The 12,550-nt window shown below is 60.1% G+C and carries 9 protein-coding genes; 8 read left to right on the forward strand and 1 reads right to left on the reverse strand.

Features of this window, described 5'->3' with window-relative positions:
* The first annotated feature begins 17 nt into the window (after window positions 1-17).
* The gene (locus QZ268_RS00675; protein WP_295446738.1) at window positions 18-2,516 is read left to right on the forward strand and encodes a UvrD-helicase domain-containing protein; all 2,499 of its coding nucleotides are present in this window, start codon (window positions 18-20) and stop codon (window positions 2,514-2,516) included.
* Between the two features lie 865 nt (window positions 2,517-3,381).
* Here the strand turns inward: QZ268_RS00675 and QZ268_RS00680 are convergent.
* Window positions 3,382-3,600: a DUF1127 domain-containing protein gene (locus QZ268_RS00680; protein ID WP_295446740.1), complete on the reverse strand. Its 219-nt coding sequence runs from the start codon at window positions 3,598-3,600 to the stop codon at window positions 3,382-3,384.
* Between the two features lie 326 nt (window positions 3,601-3,926).
* Between QZ268_RS00680 and QZ268_RS00685 the strand changes: the two genes are divergently transcribed.
* From QZ268_RS00685 to murF, 7 genes are all read left to right on the forward strand, one after another.
* A complete protein-coding gene (locus tag QZ268_RS00685; RefSeq protein ID WP_295446742.1) occupies window positions 3,927-5,045 on the forward strand; it encodes an Mrp/NBP35 family ATP-binding protein in 1,119 nt (372 codons plus the stop codon).
* Between the two features lie 890 nt (window positions 5,046-5,935).
* Window positions 5,936-6,403, forward strand: coding sequence for a division/cell wall cluster transcriptional repressor MraZ (mraZ, locus tag QZ268_RS00690; RefSeq protein ID WP_295446744.1), 468 nt, complete (start codon window positions 5,936-5,938; stop codon window positions 6,401-6,403).
* A gap of 4 nt (window positions 6,404-6,407) precedes the next feature.
* Window positions 6,408-7,400, forward strand: a complete 993-nt coding sequence (gene rsmH / locus QZ268_RS00695; RefSeq protein ID WP_295446746.1) for a 16S rRNA (cytosine(1402)-N(4))-methyltransferase RsmH — start codon at window positions 6,408-6,410, stop codon at window positions 7,398-7,400.
* Complete coding sequence (locus QZ268_RS00700) at window positions 7,397-7,759, forward strand: cell division protein FtsL (RefSeq protein WP_295446748.1); 363 nt, start codon at window positions 7,397-7,399, stop codon at window positions 7,757-7,759. Before rsmH ends, QZ268_RS00700 begins: the two co-directional genes overlap by 4 nt.
* Entirely contained in the window at window positions 7,756-9,540 is a 1,785-nt protein-coding gene (locus QZ268_RS00705; RefSeq protein ID WP_295446750.1) for a penicillin-binding protein 2, read from the forward strand. The genes QZ268_RS00700 and QZ268_RS00705 overlap by 4 nt, the downstream gene beginning before the upstream one ends.
* Before the next feature lie 44 nt (window positions 9,541-9,584).
* Window positions 9,585-11,084 (forward strand): UDP-N-acetylmuramoyl-L-alanyl-D-glutamate--2,6-diaminopimelate ligase, encoded by a 1,500-nt coding sequence (locus QZ268_RS00710; protein WP_295446752.1) that lies wholly within the window; start codon window positions 9,585-9,587, stop codon window positions 11,082-11,084.
* On the forward strand, window positions 11,081-12,523 hold the full coding sequence (murF, locus tag QZ268_RS00715; protein WP_295446754.1) for a UDP-N-acetylmuramoyl-tripeptide--D-alanyl-D-alanine ligase: 1,443 nt from the start codon (window positions 11,081-11,083) through the stop codon (window positions 12,521-12,523). The genes QZ268_RS00710 and murF overlap by 4 nt, the downstream gene beginning before the upstream one ends.
* Window positions 12,524-12,550: the final 27 nt, after the last annotated feature.

Raw genomic sequence — 12,550 nt, forward strand, 5'->3', positions numbered from 1 at the left:
ACGCTAGAGTTACGGGCATGAGCACATTTGATGAAATGGACGCCTTTGACGGCGCCTCCCTGTCGTCGCGGGCCATGGCGGCCCGCCCCACCCCCTATCTTGACGGGCTGAACCCAGCCCAGCGAGAGGCAGTGGAATGTCTGGATGGTCCGGTCCTGATGCTGGCCGGGGCCGGCACCGGCAAGACCAAGGCGCTGACGGCGCGGATTGTGCATCTGCTCAACACCGGTTCGGCGCGCACCAATGAAATTTTGGCGGTGACCTTTACCAACAAGGCCGCCCGCGAAATGAAAGAGCGGGTTGGCGGGATGCTTGGCCAGCCGGCCGAGGGCATGCCCTGGCTTGGCACCTTCCATTCGGTCTGCGTCAAGCTGCTGCGCCGTCACGCTGAGTTAATCTGCGGTGAGGCTGGGGTCGGCCCTGATGAGGTCATTGATGAGGCCAGAGACTCGGAGTCCCCGAACCCCTATGAGGATTTGGGTCCATCGGCGGTACGGAGTCGTCACAGGACCGTGCATCTGAAGTCAAACTTCACCATTCTGGATGCGGATGATCAGATTCGCTTGCTCAAACAGCTGATCCGCGCCGCAGGAATAGATGAAAAGCGCTGGCCGCCACGCATGCTGGCGGGGATCATTGACGACTGGAAAAACCGGGCGCTGACGCCGGATAAACTGCCCGCGTCTGAGGCTGGGGCCTATAATCATCGCGGGCCAGAGCTATATGCCCAGTATCAGCGCCGCCTGTTGGAGCTGAACGCCGTCGATTTTGGCGATCTGCTGCTGCATGTGGTGACGATTTTCCAAACCCACAGCGATATTCTGGCGCAGTATCAGCGCTGGTTCCGCTATATCATGGTGGACGAATACCAAGATACCAATATCGCGCAATATATGTGGCTGCGGCTGCTGGCGGGCGGTCACAAAAACATCTGCTGTGTCGGCGATGATGATCAGTCGATCTATGGCTGGCGCGGCGCCGAGGTGGGCAATATCCTGCGCTTTGAAAAGGACTTTCCCGGCGCCAAAGTTGTCCGGCTGGAGCAAAATTATCGCTCAACCGAGCATATCCTGGCAGCCGCCTCCGGCGTGATCAGTGCCAATGCGGGCCGCCTGGGCAAAGAGCTGTGGACCGCCGCCAAGGGCGGCGAAAAGGTCCGACTGATTGGCCATTGGGACGGCGAGGAAGAAGCGCGCTGGATTGGCGAGGAAATCGAGGCGACACAGCGCGGCACGCGGGGACAGCGCCCTATCGGGTTGAATGATATGGCCATTCTGGTGCGGGCCTCGCATCAGATGCGCGCCTTTGAGGACCGGTTTCTGACCATCGGGTTGCCCTACCGTGTCATCGGCGGGCCGCGCTTTTACGAGCGGCTCGAAATTCGTGATGCCATGGGCTATTTCCGCATGGTGACCTCGGCGGATGACGATCTGGCGTTTGAGCGGATTGTGAATACCCCCAAACGCGGGCTGGGCGACAAAGCGCTGCAAACCATCCAGAGCTTTGCCCGCGAAAACGGGGTCTCCCTGGTGGAAGGCGCACGCCTGGCTGTTGAGGCGGGGGCGATCAAGGGCAAGGGGGGCGCTGCTCTGCGTCGGCTGGTGGAGGATCTGGCCCGCTGGGGGCGGATGACCGGGGACGCGGATATCTCTCATATGGAACTGGCGGAAATCGTGCTGGATGAGAGCGGCTATACCGGCATGTGGCAGGGGGACAAAAACCCTGACAGCCCGGGACGGCTTGAAAACCTCAAGGAACTGGTCAAGGCGCTGGAAAACTTTGAAAACCTTCAGGGGTTTTTGGAACATGTCAGCCTGGTGATGGACAATGACAAGCAGGATTCGGACCAGAAGGTCTCTATCATGACGCTGCATGCGGCCAAGGGGTTGGAGTTTCCGGCGGTGTTTCTGCCGGGCTGGGAGGATGGATTATTCCCCTCGCAGCGGTCAATGGACGAAAGCGGTCTCAAAGGTTTGGAGGAAGAACGCCGCCTTGCCTATGTGGGCATCACCCGGGCCGAGGAAGTCTGCACCATTTCATTTGCGGGCAACCGGCGTGTCTTTGGCCAATGGCAATCGCAGCTGCCGTCGCGCTTTGTTGATGAGCTGCCCGAGGAGCATGTCGAGGTGCTGACGCCTCCGGGACTTTATGGCGGGGGTTATGGTGCTGCGGCCAGCAGTGACGAACCTGTCCGCTCGACCATTGAGGCCAAGGTAGCCCAGGCCGATGGCTATAACTCCCCGGGATGGAAGCGCATGCAGGCGCGGGCTGGCCAAAGGGGAAACTCACAGCAAAAACAGGCGGGTAGCCCGATTATTGACCTGACGGCCACCGCCAGCTTCACCCTTGGAGAGCGGGTGTTTCATCAGAAATTTGGCTATGGAGCGATTGCTGGTATCGAAGGGGATAAGCTGGAAGTGAATTTTGAAAAGGCGGGCACCAAAAAGGTGGTTGCGCGTTTTATTTCCGCCAGTGGGGCAGGCGCTGAAACCGCCCAGGACGATGTACCATTTTAGGTTTCTGCTGATCTGAAAGATCAGGGATCGGATCGCAAAGCGATCCGATCCGGGCGGGCGCGCCGCGACAGTGGAACTGTCGCGGCGCGCCCGCCACCCCTTTTGCCAATGGTTTGCCAAACCGGGACCGAACCTGTGACAGCTATTGCATTTCGCAGGAATAGGGACGGCCCCCTCAGCGGCAAGGCACCCCGCTGGCTGCGGCATAGGTCATAGGATTTTGGCTGTAGTGACGGCTTTTCAATGGAAAAGGCGTGAAGCTACGGGAAAACAGGCGGCGATTCGATCAAAGACTGACGAAAGAATCGCAACACATGTGTTCATGTCAGCGTCAGTGCGATTCCCCCTCCTGCACCAACTCTAACTTTTTTCAGCCGCGCTGCCTTGGCCTGGGGAGATACCGGTGAATAGGCAGACACAGGGGGTCAGCGGGGTGATGGGCTGGCGGGATGATTACCTGTTGTTCGCAGTCTAACGGCCACTGATCAGCCAATAGGTTGTTTTGGGGGAGCGCGAAGTAACCTGTTTCGCGCGCTAAACCTTGGTGTCCTGCGTAGGGCTAATGGGCCCTCGGATTTGCCTGGCGTGTCAAAGATCTGCCGAGCAGAAGGGCCTCACAGCGCAAGCTATCCGTCGCGATTCAGGCTTATTTTTTTGAGAGTATGGCGCACAAAAAACGGCGGTACCCAGGGAGGAGGAGGGGGTACCGCCGTTCATGACAACATCAGGACCAAGGGAGGAGGAGATCCGGATGCATTCTGTTCCGGCTTAGCCGGTGTTAGGGTGCGGTGACATCAGGGAGGAGGAGGATGTCACCGCGTAGGACAGGCCCTTTAGGGAGGAGGAGAAAAGAGCCTGATCTCTATTAGTTGTTTTCGTAGGCCGCCTGATAAGCGACGCGTTTGATCATCGAGCGGTTCAGACCCAGATCGGCAAGATCGCGACCCGAAAGCTCGCAGAGCTCATTGTAGGTCTCGCGGTACAAGCGATAACGCGCGAATTTTGTGCTCAACGCGTCGAACCAGGCTGTGGGCAGGATCGAGAATACAGACTTAGGTGTTGCGATTTGGTTTACAGCGGCCATCGGGTCTATCCTCAGAGTTCACTTATTACGTTGTGCCGGTATCGGCGTTTGTTGAATTCAAAATAGCTAAATGCTGCAGGTGCACAATCCCTAAAGAAAGCAATTCTGCTATGCAGCATCTGCATGGGTGCATTGTTACCCTTTTGTAAACAGGCTGTTTTTTGGGCATAATTGTCCAAATCTGCTTTCCGTTAGGGCAGCAACACGATTTCGGGCGGTCGCTTTTCCTTGCGCAATAGATGCTCTCAGCACAAGGTGCGGCCTGCATCTCGGGAGCGCCTCAAATAGGCGGTTCTCCTCAGGATAGGGCTCAGGAAGGAATGGACATGTCAGTGACGCAGAAAAGAGTTGAAGAGGCGCTGGAGCGTCTGGCGCTGCCGGACGGCGGCACTTTGATCTCGCGGGATATGATCCGTGCGCTGACCCTTGAGGGCGGCACTGCAGCTGATGGGCAGACCAAGGTCAGCTTTGTCATTGAGGCGCCAAGCCCGGCGATTGCGCAGCATATGGAGCCCCTGCGCCGCGCCGCGCAGGCAGCGGTATCGGCGTTGGATGGCGTAGGCTCTGTCTCTGTGGCGCTGACAGCCCATGGTCCCGCAGCGGCACCGGTGGGGGCAGGGGCGGCAACAGCTGCTGCGGCACCCAGTCTAAAGATTGGCGGTCATCCCAAACCACAGGCTGGCCCGATCAAGCCCAAGGGGGTTTCCCGTATTCTGGCAGTGGCCTCTGGCAAGGGCGGCGTGGGTAAATCCACCGTCAGTGCTAATCTTGCGGTAGCCCTGGCCCGTCAGGGGCGGCGCGTTGGATTGTTGGATGCAGATATATATGGCCCGAGCCAACCGCGCATGATGGGGGTCAGTGGCAGTCCAAACAGCCCTGATGGAACCGTGATTGAACCGCTCAAGGCCCATGGTGTGACCCTCATGTCGATTGGTCTTATGGTGCCAGAGGATAAGGCCGTGGTCTGGCGTGGCCCCATGTTGATGGGCGCGCTGCAGCAGATGCTGGGGCAGGTGAACTGGGGGGAGCTGGATGTCCTGATCGTGGATTTGCCGCCCGGAACCGGCGATGTGCAGCTGACGCTCTGCACCAAGAGCGAGCTAAGCGGCGCTATTGTGGTCAGCACGCCGCAGGATGTCGCCTTGATCGACGCCCGCAAGGCGCTGGATATGTTCAGGACGCTGAAGACCCCGGTGCTGGGGCTGATCGAGAACATGTCCTTCTTTACCTGTCCGGATTGCGGCGGCGAGCATCATATTTTTGGTCATGGCGGTGTCGCCAGCGAGGCCAAGGCTCTGGGTTTGCCGTTGTTGGGCGCCTTGCCAATTGACCTGGGGACCCGCTTGGCCGGTGACGCCGGCACCCCAGTTGCCGCTGGCGAGGGGGCAGTCTCGGAGGCCTATGCACAGATTGCCAAGGGGCTTGTTGCGGGTGGAATGGCTTAAGGCCGACCGGAACCATGGCTCTGACGCCAATGGGCCCGGGAGCGGGCCCGAGAGTGGGCAGGTCAGGTCTGAAAGGGTGGGGTGTGAATAGAATTGGTCTGATTCTAAAAATCTCGCCTTAAACGCCTAGCGGAAACCGTAAATACACAACTTTTGATTGTTTTTGGCGGTTTATTCGTTGTCGTGGGAAATCATGGGACATTTGGGATTTTATGGTCTGCCTTGGCAATAGGGCAGCGCTGCTGACTCGGAAAGTCAGGTGAATCGATGCGAATCGCGGCGCGAGTCTCGGCCGATTCAAATTATCCACAAAGTTACACACAGGACATGGGTGGAACATTGCGGGAACTGTTAATCTGCTGTTAATAGATCGGTCTCGCTTTGGGAATTCATGGGTCGCAATGGCCCGTTTTTGGCGACTTTTTTTGACTACTATATATGGTGCTTGTGTCGCATAAATCACTATTTGTGCTCAAAAATCCTGAATATGGTTAACTGGATATTGCTCATTTATGATACTGAGGATCCTTTTGCGGTGTCTTTTGTGAATTGTGGCTTGTCAGACCATGAATTCCCATAGTATCCCTTTCTTATCGGATGCGGCGGAGAGCATATAGGGGCACCAAAGACCCCAGCTCATAATAATAAGCAGGTTCATACAGGCCTTCACTGCATCCGAACAATGAGAGATCCGGCGCGCGGGCGAGCAGACATCCCCCCAGGTGGCGTGCGCAGTCGGACACCCCGCTAAGCGGGAATTAGGAGGCGAGTTGATCAGTGGCAGCAGATCAGCTCGCCTTCCTTAGTTTCTGGGGCAGAAAACGCGCCAAAGAGCGCATGTTGAGGGCAAGATTTTGGGCCGAAGGTTCAGAGGCGAAAGCCACCATAAGGTGGATGCAAAGGGGCGGGTGTCAATTCCGGCCTCCTTTCGTCGTGTAATCGAGGCCAGTGACCCGAACTGGAAGTCCGGCGAAAACCCCGAGCTGGTGATTGTCTACGGTGACCACCGGCGCAACTATCTTGAATGTTATACGATAGAGGCCATCGAAGAGGTGGATGACAAGATTGATGCGCTGCCGCGCGGCTCGATGCAGCGCAAGATGTTGCAGCGCATGTTCCATGGCCAGTCGTTCCCCACGACCATAGATGAAACAGGCCGCTTGGTTCTGCCTGCAAAACTGCGCAACAAGATTGGCCTGGAAAAAGAAGTGTTCTTTATGGCTGCGGGCGATACTTTCCAGCTTTGGAAACCCGAAACCTACGAAGAAGAAGAGCAGGCTCTTGCCGATAAATGGATGGATGAGCTGCCAGAGGGTTTTGACCCGCTGGAGTTCCTTGATGGCGCCGGAGGCGCATAAGTAAATGACTACGGACCACCCCACGCCTACTGGTCCCCATGTTCCGGTCCTGCTGCGCCCGCTGCTCAAAGCGGTGGCGCCGGTTTCGGGCCGCTGGCTGGACGGCACCTTTGGGGCCGGCGGCTATACCCGTGGCCTGCTGGAGGCCGGTGCTGACCAGGTGATTGGTGTTGATCGTGACCCATTGGCCTTTGAACTGGCGCAGCCCTGGGCCGCCGACTATGGCGACCGCCTGGTTCTGCAAGAGGGGGTGTTTTCAAAGATGGATGAATACGCCCAGGATCTCGACGGCGTGGTGCTGGACCTTGGCGTGTCCTCAATGCAGCTGGATCTGGCCGAACGGGGCTTTTCTTTCATGCGCGACGGGCCGCTGGATATGCGGATGTCACAGTCCGGCCCCTCGGCGGCGGATCTGGTGGCAGAGCTCTCTGAGGTGCAGCTGGCCGATATTCTGTTCCACTTTGGCGAGGAACGCGCCAGCCGGCGGATTGCCAAATCCATCGTCAAGGCCCGCGAGCTGGAGCCGATTACCACGACGCTGCAACTGGCCAAGCTGGTAGAGCAGTGCCTGCCGCGCCCTAAGCCTGGTAAATCGCACCCCGCCACCCGCAGCTTTCAGGCGCTGCGGATTGCGGTGAACGCCGAATACGAAGAGCTGTTCAATGGGCTGTTGGCGGCTGAACGGGCGCTAAAGCCTGGCGGACTGCTGGCTGTCGTCACCTTCCATTCGGTCGAGGACCGCATGGTCAAACGCTTTTTCCAGCACCGGGCCAATAAAACCGGGCGGGCCAATCGCTATGCACCGGAAATCGAAGAAATCCCGGCACAGTTTGAACTGGTCACCCGCAAGGCGGTTGGCCCGGATGATGACGAGCTGGCGGAAAACCCACGGTCGCGCTCAGCCCGGTTGCGGGTTGGCCGCCGCACCGAAGCGGATCCCGTGCCGATCTCGGCCAAGGATCTGAGCATGCCGCAACTGAAAGAGGAGCGGAAATGAAGTCTCTGCTCTATGCGATCACGGCGCTGGCTGTTTTTGGGCTCGCCTTTTGGGCCTACCGCGAAAACTACGCAACCCAGCAGGTGTTGAAAGAAACCCGTGCGCTGCAGCGTGAAATCGGCGCCGCCCAGGTGCGGATCAGCGTTTTGCGGGCGGAATGGGCCTACCTGAACCGTCCGGACCGGTTGCTTGAACTGGCCGAGCTGAATTTTGAACGCCTCGGGCTGTTGCCGCTGCGCCCCGACCAATTTGGCCGGGTGGATGAGGTTACTTATCCGGTGCAGCCCGCGCTGCAGATCAGCGAAGGTGTTGATGTCTCTGGTCTGAACGCCCGCCGCACCGAGGAGGCAAGCCAATGATCCGCAAACCGCTGCGCCCGCTGGCACGGATCCTGGACGCGCGCTCCAAGGGGGAAAACCCCGATGCGATTGAGAAAGAGAATATTCGACAGCGTCACGACGACATGCAGGTTAAATCGCGGCAACGCGCTGAGGGCCGTCTGCTGGTGCTGGGGGTGTTTTTTCTCTGTGCTTATGCGGCTGTAGCGGGGCGTATGGGAGTCATGGCGACCTCTGAGCCGCGCGAACCCGTTGCCAGTATCGCTGGCAGTTCCATTGCCATGCAGCGCGCCGATATCGTTGACCGGCAGGGGCGCATTCTAGCGACCAATTTTGAAACCCATTCGCTGTATGTGCAGACACAGCAACTGATTGATCCGCAAAACGCTGTGGACCGTCTGGTTGAGATCTTCCCGGACCTGGACCATGCGGAGCTGTTGGCAAAGTTCACGGGCGCCCGCAAGTTCCTTTGGATCAAAAAGAAAATCAGCCCCGAGCAAAAGCAGGCGGTGCATGATATTGGTGACCCCGGGCTGTTGTTTGGCCCCCGCGAAATGCGCCTTTATCCCAATGGATCCGTTGCCGCCCATGTTCTGGGCGGAGCAAGCTTTGGCAAAGAGGGCGTCAGCGCCGCCGAAGTGATCGGGGTTGCAGGGGTGGAAAAGCAGTTCGACGACTACCTGCGCGACCCTGCCAATGGCAGCAAACCGCTGGCCCTGTCGCTGGACCTCACCGTGCAGGCCGCAGCTGAGCGGGTGCTGGATGGCGGCATGAAGCTGATGAATGCCAAAGGCGCCACCTCAATCCTGATGGATGTGCATACCGGCGAGGTGATCTCGGTTGTGTCGCTGCCGGACTTTGACCCCAATGAACGTCCCGCGGCACCGACCTCTGGCTTTGACCCCTCGGTCAGCCCGCTGTTCAACCGCGCGGTGCAGGGCGTTTACGAGCTGGGCTCGACCTTCAAGATTTTCACCGCCGCCCAGGCGATGGACCTGGGGCTGGTGACGCCGGATACCATCATCGACACCCGTGGTCCGCTGCGGTGGGGGAAGTTCTCGATCAAGGATTACCGCAACTACGGCAACGAGATGTCGGTGACCAAGATCATCGTGAAGTCCTCCAATATCGGCACCGCCCGGTTGGCACAGCAAATCGGCGCTGAGCGTCAGCGGGATTTCCTGGGCGAGCTTGGGATGCTGGAAGAAACCCCGTTTGAGATCGTCGAGGCGCAGGGCGGCAAGCCGTTGTTGCCTGCAAACTGGTCAGAGCTGTCGGCGATGACCATCTCCTATGGGCATGGGATTTCTACCACGCCGATGCATTTGGCGGCAGGCTATGCGGCGGTTGCTAACGGTGGCCGCTATGTCAGCCCGACCATTTTGAAACAGGATGGCCCGCAGTTGGGGCGCCGTATAATGTCGGAACACTCCGCCGAGGCGGCCCGGAGCATGCTGCGCCATGTGGTGACCGAAGGCACCGCCAGTTTTGCTCGGGTGCCAGGCTATCAGGTCGGCGGCAAGACCGGCACCGCCGACAAGCCCAGGCCGCTTGGCGGCTATTATGAGGACAAGGTGATCGCCACCTTTGCTTCGATCTTTCCGGCCCATGATCCCAAATATGTGCTGGTGGTAACGCTGGATGAACCCTCGGTCAGTGCCCATGGGGAAGAACGCCGCACCGCAGGCTGGACAGCGGTTCCGGTGGCCGCCGAAATGATCGGACGTCTGGCGCCGCTTTTGGGGCTCAGACCACAAGTTGAACCCGCTGAGGTGACTGGTATAACCCTCACCTCAAACTGATCCCGGCGAGTTATGCCGGGCCAAATACCTGGTGAGGGCCGCAGATGCGCAGCAACCCCGACGATACTTCCGATCTCCGCCCTCTGAGCGAGCTGGGTCTCACCGCCCGTGGCGGCGCGGATCCTCTGATTTCCGGGCTCTCGGTGGACAGCCGTGGGGTTTCTGAGGGAACGCTCTTTGCCGCCCTGCCGGGCAGTCTGGTTCATGGTGCCAAATTCATCCCGGCGGCGCTGGAGCAGGGGGCGGTTGCCATCCTGACCGATGCCGCAGGCGCCAAGATCGCCGCAAAACCTCTGGAGCAGAGCCATGCGGCTCTGGTGATCGCCGAAGATCCGCGCCAGGCGCTGGCCTATGCCTCGGCGCTTTGGTTTGGCGCTCAGCCGCAGACGATGGTTGCGGTGACCGGCACCAATGGCAAAACCTCGGTGGCGACCTTTGTGCGCCAGATCTGGTGCGCTCTGGGCCATGCGGCGGTCAACCTGGGCACCACCGGGATCGAGGGCGCCTGGAGCCACCCATTGGCCCATACCACCCCCGAACCCATCACCCTGCACCGCGCCCTGGCCAAGGCGGCGGAGGCGGGTGTCACCCATGCGGCGATGGAGGCGTCGTCCCATGGGTTGGACCAGTGTCGCCTTGACGGTGTCCAGTTGGCGGCGGCGGGCTTTACCAATTTCACCCAGGATCATCTGGATTACCATGAGACATTCGAGGCCTATTTTGCCGCCAAGGCGGGCTTGTTCCGCCGGGTTCTGCCCGAAGATGGTGTGGCGGTGATCAACATGAATGATCCGCGTGGCGCCGAGATGCGCGCGGTGGCCGCCGCGCGCGGCCAGGAGGTGATCAGCATTGGCCGGGGGTTGGGTGATATCAGCCTCACCGGGCAGCGGTTTGATGACACCGGGCAGGATCTGCGGTTCAACTGGCATGACCGCCCGTTTCAGGTACGGCTGAACCTGATCGGTGGCTTTCAGGCGGAAAACGTGCTTTTGGCCTGCGGACTGGTGATTGCGGGTGGTGAAGACCCGGCCGCAGTGTTTAACACCCTGCCGCAGCTGACCACGGTGCGCGGCCGCATGCAGCATGCGGCAACCCGCGACAATGGTGCCTCTGTGTTTGTCGACTACGCCCATACGCCGGATGCGGTGGCCACCGCGATCAAGGCCCTGCGCCCGCATGTGCTGGGGCGGCTGATTGCCATCATCGGTGCCGGCGGCGATCGCGATGCCACGAAACGCCCGCTGATGGGGCAGGCCGGGCAGGACAATGCCGATGTTGTCATCTTGACCGATGATAACCCACGCAGCGAAGATCCGGCTGTCATTCGCGCTGCAGTAAAGGGCGGTGCACCAGATGCGCTGGAGGTCGGCGACCGGGCCGAAGCGATCCTGCGCGGTGTCGATATGCTGGGCACCGGCGATGTGCTGCTGATCTGTGGCAAGGGCCATGAGAGCGGCCAGGTGGTTGGCAGTGATGTCCTGCCCTTTGATGATGTGGAGCAGGCCAGCATGGCTGTTTCCGTTTTGGATGGAAAAGCAATATGAGCGCGCTTTGGACAGCGGCAGAGGCCGCAACCGCAACCGGCGGTGAGGCCACAGGTGGCAGGACTGGTGGCAGCGCAGGAGACTGGCAGGTCTCGGGCCTGTCGATTGACACCCGCACCTTGCGGCCGGGCGATTTGTTTGTGGCCTTGAAGGCGGCGCGTGACGGCCATGATTTTGTGGCTCAGGCGCTGGAAAAAGGCGCCGGGGCTGCGCTGGTCAGCCATCGCCCAGAAGGGATCGCGGCAGACGCGCCCCTGCTGATTGTCGAGGATGTGCAGGCGGCGTTGGAAGCCCTGGGGCAGGCGGCGCGGGCGCGCACCCGGGCCAAGGTGATTGCCGTCACCGGTTCGGTTGGCAAAACCTCGACCAAGGAAATGTTGGCCTGCATGTTGGCCGATCAGGGCCGCACCCATGCGGCTGTGGCCAGTTACAACAACCATTGGGGGGTGCCGCTGACCCTGGCGCGGATGCCGCGCGACACTGAATTTGCAGTGATCGAGATTGGCATGAACCACCCGGGCGAGATCGCACCCCTGGCCCTGCAGGCGCGCCCCCATGTGGCCATGGTGACCACAGTGGCAGCGGTGCATCTGGAAGCCTTTGACGATGTGGCGGCGATCGCCCGTGAAAAAGCCGCCATCATGCAGGGGCTGGAGCCCGGCGGTGTGGCGGTACTGAACGCCGATATCGACGAGGCGCAGGTTTTGGCGCAGGAGGCACAAAGGCTGGGCATCTCACAGCTGTGGTTTGGCGCGGCCGCAACAGACTACAGGGTACTGACCACTCATATCCGCGGTGAGGACACAGTTGCCGAGGTGCAATGTGGGGCGCAGGCTTTGAGCCTCACCATCCAGTCTCTGGGCGCGCATTTTGCGATGAACGCCCTGGGCGCGCTGGCCTGTGTTGCGGCGGTGGGCGCGGATGTGCGCCGGGCAGCGCAGGTTCTGGCCCTGTGGTCGCCGGTTCAGGGGCGTGGCGCCCGGGTCGAGGTTGAGATGGGTGGCGGCAAGCTGCTGATCCTGGATGACAGCTATAACGCCAACCCCACTTCGATGGCGGCGGCTCTGGCGGTGCTGGCGGCGACGCCAAAGCTGGCAGCGCAGGGGGGTGGTGCCGCGCCTGCCGGGCGCAAGATTGCCTATCTTGGCGATATGGGCGAGCTGGGCCCGCAGGAGGCCGCGCTGCATGCCGGTCTTGCCGATCTGGCGGCGCTGGAGGCGCTGGACAGCATCCATTGCATCGGTCCGCTGATGGCCCATCTGCACGCAGCCTTACCTCTGGAAAAGCGCGGCAACCACTACGCAACCGCAGCGGATGTGCTGCCTGATTTGCCTGCACAGCTGCGCTGTGGCGATATTGTGCTGGCTAAGGGATCTTTAAGCGCCGGGCTCTCCAAGGTCGTTGACGGCATCCGGGAATTGGGTCATGGCAAGCGCTAATCTTGAAACTTAACCTAAAGGCGAGGA

It is taken from the genome of uncultured Pseudophaeobacter sp. (assembly GCA_905479575.1).
Classification (GTDB): domain Bacteria; phylum Pseudomonadota; class Alphaproteobacteria; order Rhodobacterales; family Rhodobacteraceae; genus Pseudophaeobacter.

Bases quoted from the DNA above. Each gene is read 5' to 3' on its own strand.
- QZ268_RS00680 (WP_295446740.1), bottom strand. From the start codon at position 3,600: ATGGCCGCTGTAAACCAAATCGCAACACCTAAGTCTGTATTCTCGATC.
- QZ268_RS00675 (WP_295446738.1), top strand. From the start codon at position 18: ATGAGCACATTTGATGAAATGGACGCCTTTGACGGCGCCTCCCTGTCG.
- rsmH (WP_295446746.1), top strand. From the start codon at position 6,408: ATGACTACGGACCACCCCACGCCTACTGGTCCCCATGTTCCGGTCCTG.
- QZ268_RS00705 (WP_295446750.1), top strand. From the start codon at position 7,756: ATGATCCGCAAACCGCTGCGCCCGCTGGCACGGATCCTGGACGCGCGC.
- QZ268_RS00710 (WP_295446752.1), top strand. From the start codon at position 9,585: ATGCGCAGCAACCCCGACGATACTTCCGATCTCCGCCCTCTGAGCGAG.
- QZ268_RS00685 (WP_295446742.1), top strand. From the start codon at position 3,927: ATGTCAGTGACGCAGAAAAGAGTTGAAGAGGCGCTGGAGCGTCTGGCG.
- QZ268_RS00700 (WP_295446748.1), top strand. From the start codon at position 7,397: ATGAAGTCTCTGCTCTATGCGATCACGGCGCTGGCTGTTTTTGGGCTC.
- murF (WP_295446754.1), top strand. From the start codon at position 11,081: ATGAGCGCGCTTTGGACAGCGGCAGAGGCCGCAACCGCAACCGGCGGT.